This window comes from Zhongshania guokunii (genome assembly GCF_040892635.1).
GTDB lineage: Bacteria > Pseudomonadota > Gammaproteobacteria > Pseudomonadales > Spongiibacteraceae > Spongiibacter > Spongiibacter guokunii.
The window spans coordinates 59,861-81,591 of sequence record NZ_JBFRYA010000010.1 but is presented as its reverse complement, the minus strand read 5'-3'; the positions used below and the strand labels follow the sequence as shown (position 1 = coordinate 81,591).

The window sequence follows — 21,731 nt, the reverse complement described above, 5'->3', positions numbered from 1 at the left end:
TGCTTTGCTATTACTGCGCGATCTTAAACTACGCAGCTCTCATCACTGCACTGCGCCTCGGCGTCATCGCTGCGACAGGCTTCCACCGCGGCCATAAACTCCGCCCCCCATAATTTGATGTCGTTGTAGCACACCACATCAAAGGCTTCGCGCATGCGACTGCGAGCCTCATCGCGTTTTAAGGTCAGCGCCAAATAACAGGTTTGCACCAGCTCTTTGGGATCGTGGGGGTTGGCCAGTATGGGCCCGCGCAGCTCCGCCGCGGCACCGGCAAACTCCGACAGCACCAACACCCCAGAGCCCTCGGTCATGCCTTGGGTGGCAATGTATTCCTTGGCCACCAAATTTAAACCATCGCGCAGTGGGGTAATCCACATCACATCTGCCATGCTGTAGTAGGCCACCAACTCTTCAAAGGGCAGACTGCGGAAGAAAAATTGCAAGGGGCTCCAGCCCACTTGAGCAAAACGCCCGTTTATACGCCCCACCGCCTGCTCAATTTGCACTTGCAGCTTGCGATAGATGGTCATCTCTTTGTCGGCTGGCACACAGACCATGATCAAGGTTACTTTGCCGTGTAAGTCGGGGTGCTGCTCGAGCAAAGTTTCATAGGCAGTAAGCTGTTCAATAACGCCCTTGGTGTAATCCAAGCGCCCCACCGACAAAACCATACGAGTGCCGCTCAACTCCTCGCGCAATTCATTCATGCGCTGTTGCACCGACTTTTTCGCCAATGCCGCCCGCACCCTATCCAAATCCAAACCCACCGGATGGGCGCCAAGACCAATACGGCGCTCGTTAACTTGTATTTCGGTGGTCATTTCATCTAGGCCCATGGCGCAGCCATAGGTTAAAAAGCGCGGTGCGCAATTCATTTTCTGGGTGACTTCGAGCGGCATTACGCCGCGGGCAACATCAACAAAATTTTCGGCCTGGCGAGGAATATGAAAGCCGATATAGTCGCACTGTAATAAACTGCCAATAATTTCGCGGCGCCAAGGCAGTACATTAAACACATCTGCCGACGGGAAATAAGTGTGATGAAAAAAGGCAATAACAAGGTCGGGGCGTATCTCACGCAGAAACGCCGGCACCATCCACAAATTGTAATCGTGAATCCACACCACCGCGTTTTCTGCTGCTTCTGCGGCGGCGCGCTCGGCAAATTGCTTATTTACTTTTAAAAACACCTGCCAGTGATCGTCGCGAAAAACCGCGCGCTCCCAGAAGGTGTGCAAGGTTGGCCAGAAGGCTTCCTTGGAAAATTTCTTATAAAAAATATCAACATCTTTTTTACTTAAGGGCACCCGCGCCGCAAGCAGGCGCGGATACAAATCGGTATCGACTTCGGTGTGAATTTGAAATGTGCCGTGACGCGGATCGTGTATCGACCACGCGATCCACGACCCCGCGCGACCGTCGCCAAAAAAGCTTAGCAAGGTCGGCAATATGCCATTGGGTGAGGTTGGCCGGCGCCGAATCAGCTCGCCGTTTTCAATCAACTCTTCATAGGGAAGGCGGTGATAGACCATCACCAATTCAGACTTTCCCGGCACCAATACCTCGCGCTGTTCAGCCTCCATCCCCGCCAAACCAAGAAAGCCAAAATGCTCTATGGCCTGCAAAATTCCGCCGCAGCCAGGCGCCGAGGCATGCAAAACTCTGGCCCGATTCTCGGTGTTTTCCAATAGCGCAAGTTCAGACTCACCCACGCACACGCCGATAAAGTCATGTTCATACATCGACAGGTCGTTAAGGGTATCCCCCGCCACTAACACCATCTCGTCGCTGAGGCCTAGATGCCCAACCAGTGCTCGCAAAGTCGAACCCTTGTTTACGCCCTTTGGCAAAATATCTAAATACAAATCTGCCGAGTACAACAGGTCGCAATCCAAGCCCGCAACTGCCACCTCAAGTTCAGCGTTTACTGCGCCCGCCGCACAAAAAAACGACACCCGCCGCTCCTGCGGAACATCTTGGCGCTGCAGGTTGGGAATATGTGCAACCGCTTGTTCAACCACATGTTCACCAGGCCAATATTGATCTATATCGGACTGTAAAGGTTGAATAGCCTGCTGGGTGCGACCGTCTACTACCGTGCAGCCCACATCGCAAATAATATAATCTGGCTGGGGAATGGTTGGATCAGCCAATAAGGGCAGCACCGATTCCAAACCGCGACCGGTGACAAAGGCCAGCTTAATTTCCGGATGTGCCGTAATTAGCTGATAGAGTTTTAGGCGACTCTCACTGTCGCCGGCAAGAAAAGTACCGTCTAAATCTGTTGCTAAAAGCATGTTCAAATTCCTGCGTCGTGACGCAGGGTCCAGCTCCCACCAGACCCCGGGTGCTGTTACAAAAAACATAACCAAGCCAACACGACGACAGCCGCAACGCTGCGTCAACACAAAAAAGGGGAACACCAAAAATGCACGTATTTTGCTGCGACTGTGGCCGCCGTGTTTTTCCTTTCAACTAAGTCGATGCATGATCCGTGCCTTACCGAAATCACCTAGGCCACCGAAAAGAGCGCAGACGCTCTTTAGCAGGGCCTTTCAGCTAATTTCCAGCATATTGAAAAATAAGATAAAAGAAAGAAACGACATAATTTTTTGCACCATTAAATGCCGTGCGCACCAACATAGAATCCCTCTGCGCGCCGTAAAGCAACAAAAATATAAATTTGCAAAAACAGTATTTGCCAGCCTGTAACAGCTGTGCGACAGTAAAAGCATAATGGCAAATTACTGGACTGATACAATCGCCACCGCGCAGCAGCTGCGCCGCGACTTACACGCCCACCCCGAGCTTAGCTGGCACGAGGTTCGCACCGCTGAAACCGTACGCAATACCCTAAACCAACTCGGCATTTCTTGGCAGGCCTGCGCTGGCACCGGCACCATCGCCAGACTCGCGCCACCAAACAGCAATTTTAAAAATTTAAATCTAGCGCCCAAACATATTGCTTTGCGCGGCGATATCGACGCACTGCCAATTACCGAGCAAACATCTAAGCCGTGGACATCCCAACACCCCGCCTGCATGCACGCCTGCGGTCACGACGGTCACACCGCGACTTTATTGGCTACCGCACAGTGGCTTAAACACCACGAGCAACAATTAGCTGGGCCAGTAAGCTTATTATTTCAACCGGCAGAAGAAGGCGGCCACGGCGCCCGCGAAATGATTAACGAAGGTGCCCTCGACGGCATTGACGAAATTTACGGTTGGCATAACTGGCCGGCGATAGGCTTTGGAAAATTGCTCTGCCCCGACGGCATTGTGATGTGCGGCAACGGCACATTTACCATTACCGTAATGGGTAAAGGTGGCCACGCCAGCCAACCTGAGCTGTGTCGCGACCCCGTGCTCGCCGCCAGCGCGATCACCTTAGCACTGCAACAAATCACGAGCCGCCGTTTGGCACCCCAGCAAGCCGCCGTGCTGAGCGTCACCTCAATTATGGCCGACAGCGGCCCCACCATTACTCCGCAAACTGCCAAACTCAGTGGCAGCATCCGCGTGCCAGACCAGCAAACCCGCGATCACATATGTCAGCTTATTACTGAAATAAGCCAACACACCGCACACAGCTATGGCGTTGAATGCAGTGTAGAAATTACTCCGCGCTACAACGCAACCATCAATCACGCGGTGCAAGCTCAGCATGTGCGTAGCCTGTGGGCGGAACAATATGGCTTTACCGCCATCGAAGCCCATGTCGCCACGCCAATAATGGCCTCTGAAGACTTTAGTTATTACTTGCGGGAAATACCCGGCGCCTTTGCATTGATCGGCGCCGACGACGGCGAAGATCACGACTCACCCTGTCACAGCCCGCATTACGATTTTAATGACAAGCTCATTCCATTGGTTACAACTCTTTTCTCACGCCTGTGTGGCGTGACAACGCCCGAAAAACCTGCACCAACCATCTAAAGATAGAACGCCACCGCAACACGGGTGGAAATATTCAAAAGAAGGAGTACGCATGAGTATTTTTGAGCAACGTGAATCGGATATCCGCGCCTATTGCAGGGTTTATCCCGTGGTTTTCGACAAGGCCAGCAACGCCCGCCAAACCGACGAAGACGGTAAACAATATATCGACTTCTTCGCTGGCGCTGGGGTTTTAAACTTTGGTCACAACAACCCCCACATGAAAAAGGCCATGATTGCCTATCTGGAATCAGATGGCGTCACCCACAGCCTAGACATGCACACCACGGCTAAACGCAGCTTTATGGAGCGCTTTGTTAAGACCATTCTTGAACCCCGCAAGATGGATCACAAAATGCAATTTATGGGCCCCACTGGCACTAACGCCGTTGAGGCTGCCTTAAAAATTGCCCGTCGCGCCACGGGTCGGCAAGAGATTGTTGCCTTTACTCACGGTTTTCACGGCATGACCCTCGGTTCACTGGCCTGCACCGCCAATAGCTATTTTCGCGGCGCCGCAGGTGTGCCTTTAAATCACGTTAGTCACCACGCCTTTGGCAATATGGCAGTACTGCAGCAATTGCGCGACTACTACGCCGACACGTCCAGCGGCATTGCGCCACCAGCGGCCTTTATGGTGGAAACCATACAAGCAGAGGGCGGGGTAAATGTTGCTAGTAAAGAGTGGTTACAAGGCCTAGCCAAGCTCGCCAAAGATGTCGGCTCGCTACTTATTATCGACGACATTCAAGTGGGCTGCGGGCGCACCGGCTCCTACTTTAGCTTTGACGATATGGGAATCGACCCCGACGTAATCTGTCTTGCCAAGGGTGTGGGCGGCATGGGCACACCCATGGCGCTGAACCTAGTTAAACCCGAAATAGACAAACACTGGTCACCCGGCGAGCACACCGGCACCTTTCGCGGCCAGTCACTGAGCTTTGTCGCTGGCGCCGAGGCACTGGCTTACTTCGAAAGCCCAGAATTAATGCTGGAGGTTCAGGCCAAGGGCGAGATTATCGCCAATGCCCTGCAAGGTTTAGCGAAGCGTTTTACGCCAATTGAAATACGCGGCAAGGGCATGATCTACGGCTTGGATGTGGGCAGTGGCGAAAACGCCAAAGCCATTGTCGACGCCTGCTTCAAAGCAGGCTTGCTCATTGCCAGCTGCGGCACCGGCGGGCGCGTCGTAAAACTGATTCCACCGCTGACCATTCCCAACGACGATCTGCGCATCGGCCTCGACACCCTGATTCAAGTTACCAGCTCAGTAATGGAGGCCACCGCATGAAACAGCGCGACGACATGACCTTCCCCATAGAGGAGTACCAGCGGCGACTGGCAGATTTACGCGAGCGTATTGCCCTGCGCCACCTGGATGCGGTGGTGATCTCTGACCCAGAAAACATAATGTACCTCACCGACTATCAAACCACCGGCTACTCCTTTTTTCAGGCACTGGTGGTACCCCTAGACGATGAGCCTTTTATGATTACCCGGGCAATGGAAGAGTCCAATATCTTCGCCCGCACTTGGGTAGAGCGCACGCGCCCCTACCCCGACACCGGCGATGCCATTCAAATGTTGGTCGACGCCCTGCGCGAATTTGGCTTGGCCAACAAGCGTATCGGCTACGAGCGCAATAGTTATTTTTTCCCCGCCTACCAGCAAGACCGCATCCACACCACACTGACCGAAGCCAAATTACTCGACTGCTTTGGTATTGTTGAGCAGGGCCGAATCTGCAAATCACCGGTAGAAATTCAGCTAATGCGCAAGGCGGCTGCGGCTACTGAAGCCGGTATGCAAGCGGGTATCGACGCCTGTATGCCTGGGGTGACCGAAAACGAAATTGGCGCCGCCATTAGCGCCGCGATGTTCCGCGCCGGCGGCGAACCCCCAGCGGTAATGCCCTATGTTACCTCGGGGCCGCGAACCATGATTGGCCACGCCACCTGGGAGGGACGCACGGTATTGCCCGGCGAGCACGTATTTTTAGAAGTCGGTGGCTGCTATCGCCGCTACCACACCGCCATGATGCGCACCGTGGTGCTCGGCGAGTTAAGCGAGTCTATGCACCACGCCCAAGAGCGCATGAAACACGCCCTGCACATGGTTCACAAACAGGTGCAACCGGGCATGACCGTGTCGGATGCCGACAATCTAGTGCGCAATATCATTTCCGAAAACAACTGTGGCGCGCGGCTTATTACCCGTTCGGGTTATTCGATTGGCATTGCCTTTCCCCCCAGCTGGGACGAGGGCTATATCGTCAGCCTCAAACAGGGTGAATCCACCGTACTGCAAGAGGGCATGACCTTTCATATTATTCCGTGGATGTGGGGTGTCGACGGCGACAAAACCTGCGGTATTTCAGATTCCATCTATATTACCGACAAGGGCTGCGAATCTTTTTTCACTATGAACCAAGACTTCACCGTAAAAAAGGACGCCCCCGAACCCGCCCTGCTGGAGTTTGACGAGGCGCGGAAAGCCAAAACGCAAAAATCCCAAAAGGTTCAAAATATCGAATCTGGCGAACGTCCCTAAGGAGCTGAGTATGCTAATAGCGACAAATCCCTGCACCGGCAAAATCATTGCAGAAACGCCGGGCCTCAACAGCGTGCAACTTCACGAGCGTATCGGCGATGCCTTTCGCGCCGCCGACAGCTGGCAAGCCACCGCCATTGCCGAGCGCGCAGAAGTACTGCGCGCCGTTGCCACTGAATTGCGCGCGCAAAAAAACCATCTCGCTAAATTGATGTGTGCAGAGATGGGCAAGCCGATGAAAGAAGGCCTTGCCGAGGTTGAAAAATCGGCGGGCTGCGCCGACTACTATGCCGAACACGCAGCTGAGTATTTAGCGCCACAAACCCTGCCCTCCGATGCGTCCATAAGCTATATTTGCCATCCACCGCTCGGCACCTTATTGGGTATATTGCCGTGGAATGCGCCGCTGTGGCTGGCCTTTCGCTATATGGCACCAGCGCTCATGGCGGGCAATACCTGCGTAATGAAACACGACCCCAATGTGCCCGCCTGCGCCGAAGCCATCGCCAAAGTGTTTAAAGACGCCGGCGCTCCCGCCAATATCATGGTTAACCTGCCCATCGATAATGACGCCATTGAAACTGCAATTCGCGACCCCCGCATTGCCGCCGTGTCGTTTACCGGCTCCGGCACCGCAGGTCGCAAAGTGGCCGCCATTGCCGGCTCAGAGATTAAACCCACAGTATTAGAATTGGGCGGCTCAGACCCTTGCATTGTGCTTGCCGACGCCGACTTAAACGCCGCCGCCGACACTGCCGTGCTGTCGCGCATGATAAACGCCGGACAATCCTGCATTGCCGCCAAACGTATTATTGTTGAAAACAGTATTTACGACGAGTTTGTCACCATGCTCAAAACCCGCATGGCCAAACTTAAAATGGGCGACCCCATGCACGACGACACCGACATTGGCCCCATCGCCAGAGACGATCTACGTCAGAACCTACACCGCCAGGTAACAGAGAGTATTGAAGCTGGCGCCAAGTGCCTGCTCGGCGGTGAAATGCCTAACAGCCCTGGCTTTTTCTATCCGCCCACCCTGCTCATCGATGTTACCGAGAACATGTGCGCCTTTCGCGAAGAAACCTTCGGTCCGGTAATGGCCGTTATTCGCGCGGCAGACATTGAAGAAGCCATACAGCTCGCCAATGAAACCCCCTACGGTCTCGGCGCTGCAATTTGGAGTGGTAATGCTGAGCTAGCCGCCAAAACTGCCGAGCGTCTAGAGGCCGGCCAAGTGGCGATAAACGGCATTGTTAAAACCGACTCGCGACTGCCCAGCGGTGGCATAAAAGGGTCGGGCTACGGCCGCGAACTCGGCCCCCACGGTATTAAGGAGTTTGTGAATACCAAGCAGGTTTGGGTAAAGTAAAAGCAAGCTCGTCGATTTGATAGATGATGGCGGCAAACGCTGTCATCTATCCTTGCGCAAACCCCTAGCCAGTTAGAATGGCCTATTTAAACTCAACAGCAAATTACTCGGCGTCGCGCTCAGCGGCTGCCGCTCTCTCCGCTTTAGAAATATAGCGCGGCTTATTGCTAGGCTGATTTTTGGCATTGGCTTTTTTGATCTTGGCGTTTAAGACCTTGTTCATTTTCTTTTTGCGGTTCATAGCAACCCCTAAACATATACAGCGCAAATAATAACTCGACTTCACGGCGTCAGTGCAACCTCGCGACGCGCCAGTCATTGAGCTAAATCGGCAATAACCTAGGCGCCGCCATCATACGTTGAATTGCGGCAAAGCCAAAGTTACAACGCACACCAACCAAGGAATTTAAGGCCACACCCACATCAAAATCCATCGCGCCGAAAAACCAACAAACCCCAGCACATGACTGGGGTTTGTTGGCACGCTGCGGAGCCTTGTCGCCCCGCATTTACTGCACGTTAAGGCTAAATTTAATAAGGCACCTTCTGGAACAAGACATCGGTTATCTGAACGGTACCAGCACTGCGCTGATCAAAGGCCAGATGGATATTTCTGAGTTTGCTCATATCAATTTGCGCATCATATATTGCCTGTGCATCTAAGCGGAAGGGCACCATATTAATCACCGTCTTAGCTCCGGTATCCCGCGCGGCCACAGTTAAGCCTGGCGGAAAATACAGCGCGTCGGTAAAGTCACTGGCCAGCAAGCTCACCGAAACACCGTTAATATCCGTTAGGGTCAAAGTAAAATCCTGACCTAGCGCATTCTCTGGCGTCACGCTCACCCCCATGCGCAGGGTAAGAAAGTCGGAACCGGTAGCGTCTATCCCTCCAGCAGGCAGGGCGTAATTTATAGTCGCATCTGAGCCAAGGTAATTACCGAATATCTGCGGTGCTTTCGAAATGGTTGACGGCGATGGGCAGCTATCTTCATTAAAGCCCAAGATATCTTCCAAACTACCACCGTTTGGCGCACACCAGCCTGTGAAATTAAAGCCCGAAAGCGTATTAGCCAAACCAAATTCATTGGTGCTTAACGAAGCATCCGTCAAGGTTGTGTCCACCACAATCAAGTTTTCCTTAGACTGGTGGAAAGACATATGCAAACGCTCGTCGCAGGTGTCGAACCCTTCTGGACAAGCGCTGACCGGTGCTCGCTCAACACCACCCCAATAGCCAGCGTATTGACCTTCGCCACCAACAAACAGCCGCAGAAAGCTGGCAATCAAAAACTCGCCATGACGCTTCTGATCGTTCCTAGAATACCGACCAGAGACTGGCGACGCTTCGGTGCAGTATGGATCAAAGCCATTTAAGATTGCGTCATCGCTAAACCAAAAATCGTTGTAGTAATTATGGTTGGCGCCCATCGACGTCACCATAAACTGGGGCTGCGATACATCCTCGGCGTTGTAACGAATATTGTCGTACATATACACGCCATGCAGGGTCGATACATCGCCGTCGCAATAGGGCGACAAAGTGACCCACGCGGTGTTTAAGGGCAATTCAGAATCAAAATCGGTAGGCGCCAAAGAGAACACCGCCTTGATTTCGTGGGGCAAATCAAACTGTGAAGTGCTGCGGAACTGAGGATCTTGGTTATAAGTAATCGCCTTAGCAACACCATTACCACCACGAGAATGGCCCATTAAACCAATGCGCGACAAATCTAAATTACCGTAAAGCGAGCTTAAATCAGTGCCGGCACTGTCTTGAGCGTAAATAGACGTCGCGTTGTCGTTAATGTCGCGGAGTATATCCAAGTGATGCAATATCAGTTCGGCCCGCGCGGTAATACCCTGATCGTTCGAGCCCGAGTCCTGGGCATTAATGTCGTTCACATCAATAGAAATCACCACGTAACCGTTAGACGCCATAGTCTCGGCTATATAGTCATACCCCTTATCGGAGCGGATTGGCACCAAGCCATTAGCCTCGCAATCGGTACCTGAACTTTCGTCACCGCTAGCATCGCCAGTGGTGGAACACGTGGAATGCCGCCCATGCTGAAACAAAATAATAGGAAAGCCACCAACTGGCGCCGGCATATCGACAGTCACCAAGGGATAATGAATTACGCCCAACACATCAATGGGATCAGCAAACGCCGACACGCTACTGCCATCGGCATCGTTAATATCTTTCGTGGCTAGCACCGGTAAATATTTAAAATCGATAGCGCCGGAAATGGTATAGGCGCCAATCGTATCGGCATCTGCCGCAGTTGCATTAAACCGCTCGGGGGCACCTTTAGGCTCATCATCGCCAGTATCCCCACCTGAGTCTCCACCGGTATCACCGCCTGTGTCTCCACCGGTATCACCGCCTGTGTCTCCACCGGTATCACCGCCTGTATCTCCACCTGTGTCGCCACCGGTATCACCGCCTGTGTCTCCACCTGTGTCGCCACTGGTATCACCGCCCGTATCTCCACCTGTATCTCCACCTGTGTCGCCACTGGTATCACCGCCCGTATCACCGCCTGTGTCGCCACTGGTATCACCGCCCGTGTCTCCACCTGTATCTCCACCTGTATCTCCACCTGTATCTCCACCTGTATCTCCACCTGTATCTCCACCTGTATCTCCACCTGTGTCTCCACCTGTGTCTCCACCTGTGTCGCCACTGGTATCACCGCCCGTGTCTCCACCGGTATCACCACCTGTATCGCCGCCATTATCAATATTCTGATTAGGCGCCGATGTTGACGCGGAGCTGCCCCCTCCGCAGGCCGAAATACTTGTCACTAAACACGTGGCAAAAATGATTTTAAAAATCAGGCTAGATTTACTGCTCGGTCGAAGTGGTGTCATAAAAATTTCCCTACAGCTTAAAAGGAATTAGCCACTGGTTTTGGCTAAACAATACATATCACTGCGGGGGTATTGCAGAATCGATGCCACGGCGTCGAAAGCGACACTAAATCACACAATTACGTGACCGAGTTGGCAAGCAAGCATCTAACGACCAAGTTTAGCGCACAACAAAGAAGCAAAATTCAAGCCTGCGACCCAAATGTGATCACTGAAAACAAGCGCAAGAAATTAGTCGCTTTAATCACCACCTAGTCAAACTCAGGCCCCAAAAAGCGGGTAGCGGCGCTTATCTCGTTAGCCACGCATTTGTAGTAAACTCAGCCCACAGACTAATGCCGACAGCGCTAAGGACTCCAAATTGAAAAGTAAACTTCCCGAGGTTGGCACCACCATATTTTCAGTGATGTCGACCATGGCTAACGAATGTGGCGCCATCAACCTGTCGCAAGGCTTTCCCGATTTCACACCCAACAAGTACCTGCTAGACCGGCTTAGCCACCACGCCCACAGCGGCAAAAACCAATACGCGCCCATGAACGGCATTCCCGAGTTGCGCCAAGCCATCGCCACACTCACCCAAGAATGCTACGGCCGCGCCATAAACCCAGACACCGAAATAACCCTCGCCTCCGGCGCCACCGAAGCTTTGTTTGTTGCCATTCAAGCCGTGGTTAATCCCGGCGATGAAGTAATTCTCCTCGACCCCGCCTACGACAGCTACGCGCCAGCCGTGACCTTGGCTGGGGGTATATGCACGCACATCAGCCTAATGCCACCGAGCTACCAGCCAGATTGGCAGCAAATTGAGGCGGCAGTGTCAGCCAAAACGCGGCTGATTATCGTTAATAGCCCTCACAACCCCACCGCCACCGTATTTAGTGACGATGACTGGCTGGCCCTCGCCAACTTAGCCGAAAAACACGAGCTATTCGTGATTAGCGACGAGGTTTACGAGCACATTGTCTTCGACCAAGCCCGCAATAGCGCCCACCGCTACCCAGCTCTTTTCGACCGCACCTTTGTAATCTCATCTTTTGGCAAAACCTTTCACGCCACCGGCTGGAAACTTGGTTACTGCATTGCCCCGCCAGCCTTGAGCGTAGAATTTCGAAAAATACACCAGTTCGTCACTTTCACCAGCTTTACACCGGCCCAGTACGCAGTGGCCGATATGCTCAATAAATACAGCGACGAGGTTCACGGCCTTGGAGATTTTTACCGCAGCAAACGCGACTGTTTTATTAACGCCATGCAGGCATCGCGCTTTAGCATGTTGCCCAGCGCCGGCACTTATTTTGCCCTTGCCGACTACAGCGCCATTAGCGACAAGAGCGACGTAGACTTTTGCGAAGAGCTCACCCGCGAACACGGCGTAGCCGCCATTCCGCTGTCGGTATTTTATAAAGCCCCACCGAATAGCCGCATCATCCGCTTCTGTTTTGCCAAGCGCGAAGAAACGCTATTAGACGCCGCCACCAAACTCTGCGCCCTGTAATTAAACGACTATAGAAAGAAGCACTAAGATGAAAATAGCAGCGCTACAATCGCCCCTGTACTGGCAAGACCGCGAAGCCAACCTCGCCTACTTCAGCGACCTTATTGACAGTCTTGGAGAAGTTGACCTACTTGTCTTACCTGAAATGTTCACCACCGGCTTCTCTATGGCGCCAGAACAGATTGCCGAACCAGCAGACGGCCCAAGCCTGCGCTGGCTGCGCGACATGAGCCAGCAACACAATATCGCCATTACAGGCTCCGTTGCCGTTGAAGAAAATGGCAACTACTACAACCGCCTCTACTGGGTAAGCCCAGAGGGCGAAAACCACTACGACAAACACCACCTATTTCGCATGGCCGGCGAGCACAAGCACTACACCGCGGGCAACGAGCGCAAAATAATCGAATACCGAGGCTTCCGTCTGTGTCTGCAAGTCTGCTACGACCTGCGCTTTCCTGTGTTCTGCCGCAATCGCAATGACTACGACGTACTGATCTTTGTCGCCAACTGGCCAGAACCCCGCCGCCACGCGTGGTCGTCCTTACTCACTGCACGCGCTATCGAAAACCAAAGCTACGTTATTGGCGTGAACCGTGTCGGTGAAGACGGCAACGGCATAAACTACAGCGGCGACAGCGTCATACTCGACTACCTAGGCCAGCCGCTGGCGCAAACCACCGCCCATACACCCGCTATACTTACAGCGGAATTGTCCCTGCCAGAATTGCAGAGCTTTAGGGAAAAGTTTCCGGCGCACTTAGATGCGGATGAGTTTGAGTTACGCAAGGGATAGTAGAACGACGAATATCTGACATAAAGGCATTCGCTGCGCTCAAGCAAAGCTTGCGGTCACAGACCTAATAAAATAACAAAGTCGCTTACTCTCCTCATAAGTAAAACCGCCAGATATACCAACTCAAAAAATTAATTAAAGAAAAATATAAGAATCACAAAAATATTCCTCACTCACTATTGCACATCTATTTAAATCTAATTATTGTTAATGGGAAGTGAGTAGGCATGAGAGTTCGCTCACTACTAAATAAGCTTCTCGGTAGCTACTGACAACAGCTTAATTACTCGTAGACAAACCTAACAGCTTCTGATGGATGTAGAAGCAACCATCAATCTATTTAGGATAATTATATGCCGCTCAAAGGACTGACGTTATGCGCGTTTTTAGTACTTTTATCTGCTTGCAATCAGAAATTTATTTCCGTTGACCAGAATGACCTTTGTGAAGTTAGCGGCTGGCAAAAGGATGTTACCGCCAGCTCCTGTAAAGAAGGACAAAAAATCGTATTCCTACCAAATTCCTTTGGAAACGAACAACTTCCCGTTATTTTTGCAGCAGTTAATTGCGACCATCGATTTAGCATCGCATTAACCAACGGTGGCGTATCTTGTATTTATATGCCGCTTAAAGCTGATGCGGTCAAAAAAGAAGATAGCTAGCGCAACATTCTCAGCCACTTGAATAACTTAGGGTGTTATGTGAAAAGGATACTGATATCGGCCGCAGCAGTCATAACAATATCCGCATGCTCGCCCGCCCAAGTAGCCGTGGGCATAAACCCTGGAGGTGACTTCAAAAGCTTTTTCGACAGAGATCAAGGCTATAAGTACTACCCTCTTGAACCCCATAGAATAACTACTCGTCATTACTTTACGCTAGCAAGATCCCCTATATACCTAGATATTACGTTTCTAAAAATCGGCACTACTTTAGAATATGAAAAACGTGTTTGCGTCCCTGAAGAGCAAGTTTCACACGCAATGCTACCGGCAAGCGAGGCAAGATATATTCGCATGAAAATGCCCTATATGGGGACCGGCTCCGGCGCAATTGTATTTGATGAAAATGGGAACCTACAGAGTGTCGCTGTAGGCAGTGACACTACAGCTGCACCAAAAGCCGTTGCCGACGTTGTCGCAACTGCAATCCCTTATTACGCAGCGCTAAAAGCATTTAGCGCCATACTTAACCCGGTAAATGAAATTTCAGAAATTCCCAATGAATTAATAAATGCGATTAATTTTAGGAAACGTAAAATTGAAAATTTAGACATTGACCCACTTCTGCAATACAAATTGAAAGAGTATATTTTCGACTCGCGCCTCAACGCAGAGCAATTGAAAGTCAAATACTGCGTACCAGGAAAAGTAGAACAAAAAATCGCTCGACGTATTACAAGAGCTCCAAGCATTGCTGAAGAGAACAGCATAAACCATACGAAATAGGCAGCCTTTTAATACAAGAATGCCCCGCGTGCATCGGCAACTCAGCCAATTCCTGTTGAAATCGAGAATAAATAAGCTCCGCGACCCAACAACACCCAACCCACTGGCACACATCTTGAATGGTTTATATACCTACAATAAACCAACAGGGGTATGTACATGAACCGTGAGGAATTAAGCGAAACCATCGTGCTGGCGAAGCAAGCAAAAAGCCTTACATGGGAAGCGATTGCCGATGAGCTTGGCGTAGGTAAAGTATGGCTAACATCCGCATGCCTAGGCATGAACAGCATGCCCGAGGCGCCCGCAGATAAGTTGTGCGCATTACTCGAATTACCGCCCGAGGCCAAGGCGACTTTGATGAGCTATCCGACTAAAACTTGGGGCTGGGATGTTCCGCAAGATCCGCTTATTTATCGCCTTTATGAAATCGTTGGCGTTTATGGCGATACTTTGAAAGAGGTTATTCAAGAGCAGTTCGGTGACGGAATTATGAGCGCCATTGATTTTTCGATGGATGTCGATAAAGAAGAGAACCCCAAAGGCGACAGGGTTGTAATCACAATGAACGGAAAATTTTTGCCCTACAAAAGCTGGTAAAGCTGCTGCACTGCGTAAAGTGGCGTCAGCCACTTTACGCTCTCACACCCTCAATCAATCTCCTAGTATTACTAGCGTATATTTTGAATCACAATCAAGGCCAGTAAGGCCGCCGATATAACTTGCCAAAACAATACGGGGTTGCGCTCGATAATTGGCGGTTTAGCCCTATTTAAATAGCGACTATTGGGGTTTTGTAAATCGTAAACAAATTCCGAGACTTCTTGGTAACGCTTTTCGGGCTGGATCTGAAGCGCTTGGGAAATTGCGTAGTCTACCCAGCCAGGTAAATCGGCGCGCACTAAGGCCAAGGGCTTATATGCCAATCTTGCCTGCGCCTGCCGAGTAGTCGCACGGCAGACTTCGTTACCGTAGGGCAATTCGCCGCATAGCATTTGGTAGACAATTACCCCCAGTGAAAATATGTCTGAGCGGCTACTGCCGTCAAAATCTAAAAAATACTCTGGCGCGGAATACTGCATAGTGCCGACCACCCCGAGATTACGACGGCAGGTTTCGGCAAGTCCCGCGACTTTAGCCGCGCCAAAATCGATGATTTTTACGGTGCCCGCACTGTCGATCATAATGTTCTGGGGGCGCAAATCTTGGTGTACTATTTCAAGGCGGTGCAAAGCCCGAAGGCCGTTAGCGATTTGTTCAACAATACCGCGCACCTCATTTATGGTGGGCGTAGGATTGTCTAGCATCCATTGGAAAAGGCTTTTACCGTCGACAAATTCCGTTACCGTATAAATATAGCGCTGACTGGAATGGGGAGCTATGGAGCGTAACACATTAACGCTGTCGATACGCCGCCCTATCCAATCTTCCAATAACATGGTTTCTAGATGTTCGCGATTGTCCCGGGTTTCGGCTGCTGGAGTTTTAATAACCACGTTCTCGCCGCTCAGGGTATCTGCAGCCAAAAACACATGACTTCGACTGCTAATATGCAGCTCACGGATTATGGTGTAACCCTCAAAGCTCTGCCGCGGCGCCAATATTGGCGGCGAACTCAAATTTTCTAATAATTGGCGAACCTCATCGCGCTGCTTATCTGGCACCTCCTCTATACGCACAATTTGCAGCGTTAAGTTATCTGGGCTGTCGGCTTTTAATGCCTCGTCCACCAGTTGGGCAGCAAGGGCATCTAAACCTCCCTCATTGGTATTTATCGCTTGGGCAATTGCCTTGTCGGACACGTATTCATAGACGCCATCGGTCGCCAATACATAGGTGTCGCCTGGCTCTATTGGGAGTTCGAGGTGATCCACTTCCAGTCGCGACTGCATTCCCAGTGCGCGGGACAAATAACTCACGTCCGCCGACACCACCCGCCGGTGATCTTGGCTTAATAGTTCTAAGCTGCCGCCAAGCACTCGGTACACCCGAGTATCACCGCAGTGAAAAACATAGGCGGTATTCGACTTAAAAACCACGGCACTAAAGGTGCAGATATAGCCTTTGTCTTTATCAAGACGATAGGGACTGTTTTGAGTTTGTGCATAAAGCCAGGCGTTGCTCGCCGCCAAGACTTTTAAGGCCGAGGTTTTAACTGACCAGGCGTCGCTGGTGCAGTAATAGTCACTTAAAAAGGTTTTTACCGCGGTCTCACTCGCCACTTGGCTTACTTGACTACTGCTAATGCCATCGGCAATCGCGACCGCAATACCCTTGGCACTAAGTTGCGCGTCAGTAGGGATCAGCAGGCCATGAAAATCCTGATTCACTGGCTTTCGCCCAGCGTCAGAACACTGGCCCACAGAAACTTTTAGCAACTTAGCTTTCATACAAAAGCCCCGCGTTGTTAGACGCGGGGAGCTCCAGTTAATAAATGGTGGTGGTTAACCCAGTTTACGCTCTGGACTAGTTCTAACATGAGTCAGGTAAAGCGGTAAACCAACCAGCAAGAAACCACCAGCAAGATTCCCTAATACCGTAGGAATTTCATTCCAGAACAAATAGTCAGCAATAGTAAATTCGCCACCCATAATCATCGAAAAGGGGAACAGGAACATATTCACAATTGAGTGCTCAAAGCCCATATAAAAGAACAACATAATTGGCATCCACATCGCCGCCATTTTGCTAGAGGCAGAGGTGGAGATCATTGCGCCAACGACGCCCATAGACACCATCCAGTTACAGAGCATGCCGCGAATAAAGATCGTAAACCAGCCACCCTCGCCATGGGCCTTGTAACCAAGGGTCCGCGACTCACCAATACTGCCAACCTTAGCGGCCAAAGCGCCGCCGTCAGTGTTATAACCATAGGTCAGAATAAAGGAAGCAAAGAAGGCAACCGACAAGGCCCCAGCGAAATTGCCAATAAACACCAGACCCCAATTACGCAACATTTGCTTTACGGTACAGCCCGCGCGCTTATCAATAATAGCTAAAGGCACAAGGGTAAATACTCCGGTGAGTAGGTCGAATTTCATCAGGTACAGCATGATAAAACCAACGGGAAACAGCAGCGCCCCTACCAGCGGATTGCCCGTTTTGACGGTGACCGTTATCGCAAAAAAGGCCGCAAGTGCCAAAATAGCGCCCGCCATATAGGCCCTTACCAAAGTATCTCTAGCGGACATGAAAATTTTAGATTCGCCAGCGTCAACCATCTTTGTCGCAAATTCATTAGGTTCGATATAAGCCACTGAGTACTTCCTCGCGCAAGTTTTTGTTAAAGGTGACCTAGCAAATAACAAACCAACTCCTACACAAATCACTAATAGATTGTTTTAAAACGGGAAATTTGAAACAAAATACGCGCCCAAAGTTATAAGCACCAAAATAGCGCGCCACTACTCTCGCCAAAAAAACATGAACCACAATAGCGCGCACAATTTAAGTGCACCAACAATGCCCAGTGAAGCCTTAGAGGGCAGCACGTCGCTGCCAATATTCACCGCTAGCAATTAGAGCTGCTCCTTAAAATAGTCCACCGCGACCTTAATCTTAGGAACCGTGTATTGGGGCTGTTGATAGAGCATATAAATGCTACCGGCTGGGTGTTGGGCGTTGGTCGACACTGTTTCTAGCAGCGGCACCCACACTAATCGACCACTGGCGATTTCTTCTTCAACACTCCAGCTCGGCAACATCGCCAAGCCCTGGTCGCTTAACAGCGCTTGGCGAATAACACGAATGCTATTGCTGACTTGCGCGGTAGTAATATCTAGCCGCTGCCATGCGCCCCGCTGCTCCACATGCCAGTGCCAAATTTGCGCGGGGCTGCGATACAGCAGCGCGCGGTGATGACTCAACTCGGCAATGGTTTGCGGCATACCGTATTTATTCACATAAGACCGCGAGGCGCACAGGCGGTGAGTATTATCCACTAGGCGATGGGCAATGATCCGACCATCGGGTTCGCTGCCGCCGCGAATGGCAATATCGATGCCGTCGCGCTGAAGATCGGCGGTGTGATTAGACAGCTCGAGATCAATTACTATTTGCGGGTAACGCGATTGAAACGCTTCCAGTAAGGGCAGCAGTCGAACTTCGCCATAATAGGGGAGCGCGCTGATACGCAGTACCCCAGACGGCGCGTTTTGATAATTGCCTACCCGGCCCTCTGCGCGGTCGATAGCCGCCAGTATGTCTTTGGACTCATTGAGATAAATTTTGCCAATTTCAGTAAGTCCAACATGGCGGGTACTGCGCTTGAGCAGCGCTGCACCCAGCTCAGACTCCAACGCTTGTATGCTGCGCGACACCGTGGAGACCGGCACATTGGCAAGTTTGGCCGCAGCACTAAAACTGCCCACTTCGGCTATACAGCAGAGGTGGTGCATGGCTTTTAGCTTGTCCATTATTGTGATTCCAGCAAAAGTATTTCGTAATATTAGCTGATTATCTTCAGTTTTTGGGAAAGTATACTAGGCACCTTGTGATACAACGTGTTAATCGACTTCTTTGAGGTAGCCATATGGACACCAGAGCTTTATTCACGCCATTCGAACTCGGCCAGCTTAAACTCGCCAACCGCACAGTGATGGCGCCAATGACCCGCGGTTTTTCGCCCAATGGCGTACCCACCGATGACGTCGCGGAGTACTACCGCAAACGTGCCGAAGGCGGTGTGGGCTTAATCATCACCGAAGGCACGCTAATTAATCATCCCGCCGCCACCGACAATACCAGCCATCCGTCCTTTTTTGGCGAAGAGGCGCTGGCCGGCTGGAAAAAAGTGGTTGATGCCGTTCACTCCGTTGGCGGTAAAATTGTGCCGCAAATATGGCATGTAGGCTCTACGCGCGGCGCGGGCACCGGCCCAGTACCCAGCGCGCCAAGTGCGTCACCCTCTGGTTTGGTCGCTAAAGGCAAAAAAGTGTTTGAAGCGCTCACAGTTGCAGAAATTGAAGATTTGGTAGCGGCGTATGCACAAGCGGCATTTGACGCCAAGCAAATCGGTTTTGATGGTGTTGAAATCCACGCTGCCCACGGCTATTTGATTGATCAGTTTTTCTGGGCAGACACCAATGTGCGCACCGACAAATACGGTGGCAGCTTAGCGGCACGCGGCCAATTTGCCGTTGAGATCGTCAAAGCCATACGTGAAAAAGTAGGGGAAGGCTTTCCGATTTTGTTCCGCTGGTCGCAGTGGAAACAGCAAGACTACACGGCCCGTTTAACAAATACCCCAGAACAGCTCGCCGAGTTTTTAAAACCTTTAAGCGATGCTGGCGTGGATATTTTTCACTGCAGCCAACGCCGATTCTGGGAGCCAGAGTTTGAAGGCTCTGAGTTGAATTTAGCAGGCTGGACTAAAAAAATTACCGGCAAACCCACCATTAGTGTTGGCAGTGTGGGCCTAGACCAAGAGTTTACGTCGGCCTTTCGCGGCGAAGGCGCAGGTGTTGCCAATATCGATAATTTGCTCGAAAAAATGGACCGCAATGAATTTGACCTAATTGCGATTGGCCGCGCTTTACTCGCCAACGCCGACTGGGTAAACAAGATCCAAAATGCGCAAATCGATCAGATCAAGCCCTTCACCATCCAAAACGTCGGCCAGCTAAGCTAGCCAGTACCAAGCCCCGCACGCTAGCGGGCGGGGCTGATCCTATAAGCCACTCGGCGATCTCGCTAGCAAACTCATCACTGTTCAAACCCGCCCCTTTATATGTATTTTTAATGTTTATTATGTGTTTAGGTAAGCAACAGCTTAATTCAGCTAGACCCTACCCAAAGTGGTGTGAACATGAATAATAAAATTATTGGTATTGTGCTCGTGGTTGGCGGTGTTGCTTTGGCGTTGTGGGGTTATAACATCTATGATTCTGCGAGCGCGCAAATAGGCCGCGCATTAAATGGCGACACGCCTATAGAGGCTTGGGCCGGTATGGTTGGCGGCGTGATCAGTGTGTTAGTGGGTATCACCAAACTGAAATAAGCCATAGCCTAGACGCCTAACTGTTCTCCAGCGCAAAGTTTCACAACTTCTCTCTGCCGGCTATTCAGCGTAGACTGCTGGCCTCCTAATAAAACACGAACTTGTGGCAATAAAACCCAAGCCTATGACCAAGCGCGATAATAGCGAGGATTTCCGCACCCTCTTTCTCAAGGACATCCCCTTGTTAGATGTACGTGCGCCGGTGGAATTCAATAAAGGTGCCTTTCCCTGCGCCACTAATATTCCACTGCTCGACGATGAGCAGCGGCATGTTATTGGCACCCGCTATAAAGAGCAGGGCCAAGATGCCGCCATTGCGCTGGGTTGGCAGCTTGCCACCCCCGCCATTCAAGCCCAGCGTATTGCCGACTGGACCCACTATGTTCAGCAATACCCCGAGGGCTACTTATATTGTTTTCGCGGTGGTTTACGCTCCAATCTCAGTAAAAAGCTCATTGCCGAAGCGGGTATTGATTACCCCTTAATCACCGGTGGCTACAAAGCCATGCGCCGCTTTTTAATTGATGAGCTAGACGCAAACAGCCTGGCGCTGCGTCAGCCCGAGTCACCGCTGGTGTTGATTGCAGGCCGCACCGGCAGCGGCAAAACGCGGCTTATTCAGCGCATTGCCCGCAGTTTTGATTTAGAGGGCTTCGCCAATCATCGCGGCTCAGCCTTTGGCCGTCAGCTTAAACCTCAGCCCGCCCAGATCGATTTTGAAAACACCTTGAGTATTGCGGTTTTAAAGCTGCGCGACGCCCACCCCCAGTCGCCACTGTTCACCGAAGACGAGGGCCATATGATTGGCTCGGTGACCCTGCCACTTGAGCTGCAGGCCACCATGCAACAGGCGCCGCTGGCCGTATTGGAAACCCCGCTAGAGGAGCGAATCGACATCGCTCTTGAGGAATACGTGCTTAGCGCGCGGCCTGAATACATCCAAGCCTATGGCGAAGAGCTGGGCAGCGAGAAATTCCGCGAGCAAATTCTTGGCAACCTCAACCGTATTCGCAAACGTCTCGGCGGTGACCGCCACAAATCGCTAACGGCTATATTCAGCGCCGCGCTCAGCGAGTTTGAAAACACCGGCAATGCCGATAGCTTTCGCCCCGGCATAGAAGTATTACTAAGCAATTACTACGACCCCATGTACGACTACCAACAAAGCCGTCGCGATGGCCGCGAGATTTTTCGCGGCAACAAAGATGAGATCGTGGCCTGGACGCGGAGTTACACACCGACATAATTCCCCG

19 protein-coding genes are annotated in these 21,731 nt (G+C 51.4%); 12 read left to right on the top strand and 7 right to left on the bottom strand.

The window, feature by feature from the left end; genetic code table 11:
- Positions 1–23: 23 nt before the first annotated feature.
- Positions 24–2,297 carry a glucosylglycerol-phosphate synthase gene (gene ggpS / locus AB4876_RS12355; RefSeq protein WP_368381991.1) on the bottom strand — a complete coding sequence of 758 codons (2,274 nt, stop codon included), beginning with the start codon at positions 2,295–2,297 and terminating at the stop codon, positions 24–26.
- A 439-nt stretch (positions 2,298–2,736) separates the two neighbouring features.
- On the opposite strand from ggpS, the gene doeB2 reads away from it, so the two are divergent.
- From doeB2 to AB4876_RS12335, 4 genes are read left to right on the top strand one after another with little or no spacing between them, the layout of a single operon-like run.
- A complete protein-coding gene (doeB2, locus tag AB4876_RS12350; protein ID WP_368381989.1) occupies positions 2,737–3,939 on the top strand; it encodes a N(2)-acetyl-L-2,4-diaminobutanoate deacetylase DoeB2 in 1,203 nt (400 codons plus the stop codon).
- A gap of 52 nt (positions 3,940–3,991) precedes the next feature.
- Positions 3,992–5,230, top strand: coding sequence for an aspartate aminotransferase family protein (locus AB4876_RS12345; RefSeq protein WP_368381988.1), 1,239 nt, complete (start codon positions 3,992–3,994; stop codon positions 5,228–5,230).
- Positions 5,227–6,489: an ectoine hydrolase gene (gene doeA, locus AB4876_RS12340; protein ID WP_368381987.1), complete on the top strand. Its 1,263-nt coding sequence runs from the start codon at positions 5,227–5,229 to the stop codon at positions 6,487–6,489. The genes AB4876_RS12345 and doeA overlap by 4 nt, the downstream gene beginning before the upstream one ends.
- 10 nt (positions 6,490–6,499) lie before the next feature.
- Positions 6,500–7,861, top strand: coding sequence for an NAD-dependent succinate-semialdehyde dehydrogenase (locus AB4876_RS12335; protein WP_368381986.1), 1,362 nt, complete (start codon positions 6,500–6,502; stop codon positions 7,859–7,861).
- Positions 7,862–7,964: 103 nt separating this feature from the next.
- Here the strand turns inward: AB4876_RS12335 and AB4876_RS12330 are convergent, their stop codons facing one another.
- The 3 genes from AB4876_RS12330 to AB4876_RS12320 form a co-directional block, all read right to left on the bottom strand.
- Entirely contained in the window at positions 7,965–8,102 is a 138-nt protein-coding gene (locus AB4876_RS12330; RefSeq protein WP_368381985.1) for a DUF2986 domain-containing protein, read from the bottom strand.
- 82 nt (positions 8,103–8,184) lie between these two features.
- Entirely contained in the window at positions 8,185–8,370 is a 186-nt protein-coding gene (locus tag AB4876_RS12325; RefSeq protein ID WP_368381984.1) for a hypothetical protein, read from the bottom strand.
- Between the two features lie 22 nt (positions 8,371–8,392).
- A complete protein-coding gene (locus tag AB4876_RS12320) occupies positions 8,393–10,738 on the bottom strand; it encodes an alpha/beta hydrolase (RefSeq protein ID WP_368381982.1) in 2,346 nt (781 codons plus the stop codon).
- A 361-nt stretch (positions 10,739–11,099) separates the two neighbouring features.
- Here AB4876_RS12320 and AB4876_RS12315 point away from each other — a divergent pair, with 361 nt between their 5' ends.
- The 5 genes from AB4876_RS12315 to cynS all read left to right on the top strand — a co-directional run bounded on the left by AB4876_RS12315 (position 11,100) and on the right by cynS (position 15,080).
- Positions 11,100–12,236 (top strand): methionine aminotransferase, encoded by a 1,137-nt coding sequence (locus AB4876_RS12315; RefSeq protein ID WP_368381981.1) that lies wholly within the window; start codon positions 11,100–11,102, stop codon positions 12,234–12,236.
- Positions 12,237–12,264: 28 nt separating this feature from the next.
- On the top strand, positions 12,265–13,032 hold the full coding sequence (locus AB4876_RS12310; protein WP_368381980.1) for an amidohydrolase: 768 nt from the start codon (positions 12,265–12,267) through the stop codon (positions 13,030–13,032).
- Positions 13,033–13,385: 353 nt separating this feature from the next.
- Positions 13,386–13,694: a hypothetical protein gene (locus AB4876_RS12305; RefSeq protein WP_368381979.1), complete on the top strand. Its 309-nt coding sequence runs from the start codon at positions 13,386–13,388 to the stop codon at positions 13,692–13,694.
- Positions 13,695–13,733: 39 nt separating this feature from the next.
- Positions 13,734–14,480 carry a hypothetical protein gene (locus AB4876_RS12300; protein ID WP_368381978.1) on the top strand — a complete coding sequence of 249 codons (747 nt, stop codon included), beginning with the start codon at positions 13,734–13,736 and terminating at the stop codon, positions 14,478–14,480.
- A gap of 159 nt (positions 14,481–14,639) precedes the next feature.
- Entirely contained in the window at positions 14,640–15,080 is a 441-nt protein-coding gene (gene cynS / locus AB4876_RS12295) for a cyanase (protein WP_368381977.1), read from the top strand.
- A gap of 71 nt (positions 15,081–15,151) precedes the next feature.
- Here the strand turns inward: cynS and AB4876_RS12290 are convergent, their stop codons facing one another.
- The 3 genes from AB4876_RS12290 to AB4876_RS12280 all read right to left on the bottom strand — a co-directional run bounded on the left by AB4876_RS12290 (position 15,152) and on the right by AB4876_RS12280 (position 18,895).
- Positions 15,152–16,870, bottom strand: a complete 1,719-nt coding sequence (locus AB4876_RS12290) for a bifunctional protein-serine/threonine kinase/phosphatase (protein WP_368381976.1) — start codon at positions 16,868–16,870, stop codon at positions 15,152–15,154.
- Between the two features lie 54 nt (positions 16,871–16,924).
- Positions 16,925–17,737, bottom strand: coding sequence for a formate/nitrite transporter family protein (locus AB4876_RS12285; RefSeq protein WP_368381975.1), 813 nt, complete (start codon positions 17,735–17,737; stop codon positions 16,925–16,927).
- Positions 17,738–17,998: 261 nt separating this feature from the next.
- The gene (locus tag AB4876_RS12280) at positions 17,999–18,895 is read right to left on the bottom strand and encodes a LysR family transcriptional regulator (protein ID WP_368381973.1); all 897 of its coding nucleotides are present in this window, start codon (positions 18,893–18,895) and stop codon (positions 17,999–18,001) included.
- 116 nt (positions 18,896–19,011) lie between these two features.
- Here AB4876_RS12280 and AB4876_RS12275 point away from each other — a divergent pair, with 116 nt between their 5' ends.
- The 3 genes from AB4876_RS12275 to mnmH all read left to right on the top strand — a co-directional run bounded on the left by AB4876_RS12275 (position 19,012) and on the right by mnmH (position 21,724).
- Positions 19,012–20,109, top strand: a complete 1,098-nt coding sequence (locus tag AB4876_RS12275) for an NADH:flavin oxidoreductase (RefSeq protein ID WP_368381972.1) — start codon at positions 19,012–19,014, stop codon at positions 20,107–20,109.
- A gap of 177 nt (positions 20,110–20,286) precedes the next feature.
- On the top strand, positions 20,287–20,478 hold the full coding sequence (locus AB4876_RS12270; protein ID WP_368381971.1) for a DUF3185 family protein: 192 nt from the start codon (positions 20,287–20,289) through the stop codon (positions 20,476–20,478).
- 124 nt (positions 20,479–20,602) lie between these two features.
- Entirely contained in the window at positions 20,603–21,724 is a 1,122-nt protein-coding gene (gene mnmH, locus AB4876_RS12265) for a tRNA 2-selenouridine(34) synthase MnmH (protein ID WP_368381970.1), read from the top strand.
- Positions 21,725–21,731 lie beyond the last annotated feature (7 nt).

Coding starts and splice junctions, on each gene's coding strand:
- ggpS (WP_368381991.1), bottom strand. CDS start 2,297: ATGCTTTTAGCAACAGATTTAGACGGTACTTTTCTTGCCGGCGACAGT.
- doeB2 (WP_368381989.1), top strand. CDS start 2,737: ATGGCAAATTACTGGACTGATACAATCGCCACCGCGCAGCAGCTGCGC.
- AB4876_RS12345 (WP_368381988.1), top strand. CDS start 3,992: ATGAGTATTTTTGAGCAACGTGAATCGGATATCCGCGCCTATTGCAGG.
- doeA (WP_368381987.1), top strand. CDS start 5,227: ATGAAACAGCGCGACGACATGACCTTCCCCATAGAGGAGTACCAGCGG.
- AB4876_RS12335 (WP_368381986.1), top strand. CDS start 6,500: ATGCTAATAGCGACAAATCCCTGCACCGGCAAAATCATTGCAGAAACG.
- AB4876_RS12330 (WP_368381985.1), bottom strand. CDS start 8,102: ATGAACCGCAAAAAGAAAATGAACAAGGTCTTAAACGCCAAGATCAAA.
- AB4876_RS12325 (WP_368381984.1), bottom strand. CDS start 8,370: ATGCGGGGCGACAAGGCTCCGCAGCGTGCCAACAAACCCCAGTCATGT.
- AB4876_RS12320 (WP_368381982.1), bottom strand. CDS start 10,738: ATGACACCACTTCGACCGAGCAGTAAATCTAGCCTGATTTTTAAAATC.
- AB4876_RS12310 (WP_368381980.1), top strand. CDS start 12,265: ATGAAAATAGCAGCGCTACAATCGCCCCTGTACTGGCAAGACCGCGAA.
- AB4876_RS12305 (WP_368381979.1), top strand. CDS start 13,386: ATGCCGCTCAAAGGACTGACGTTATGCGCGTTTTTAGTACTTTTATCT.
- cynS (WP_368381977.1), top strand. CDS start 14,640: ATGAACCGTGAGGAATTAAGCGAAACCATCGTGCTGGCGAAGCAAGCA.
- AB4876_RS12290 (WP_368381976.1), bottom strand. CDS start 16,870: ATGAAAGCTAAGTTGCTAAAAGTTTCTGTGGGCCAGTGTTCTGACGCT.
- AB4876_RS12280 (WP_368381973.1), bottom strand. CDS start 18,895: ATGGACAAGCTAAAAGCCATGCACCACCTCTGCTGTATAGCCGAAGTG.
- AB4876_RS12275 (WP_368381972.1), top strand. CDS start 19,012: ATGGACACCAGAGCTTTATTCACGCCATTCGAACTCGGCCAGCTTAAA.
- AB4876_RS12270 (WP_368381971.1), top strand. CDS start 20,287: ATGAATAATAAAATTATTGGTATTGTGCTCGTGGTTGGCGGTGTTGCT.
- mnmH (WP_368381970.1), top strand. CDS start 20,603: ATGACCAAGCGCGATAATAGCGAGGATTTCCGCACCCTCTTTCTCAAG.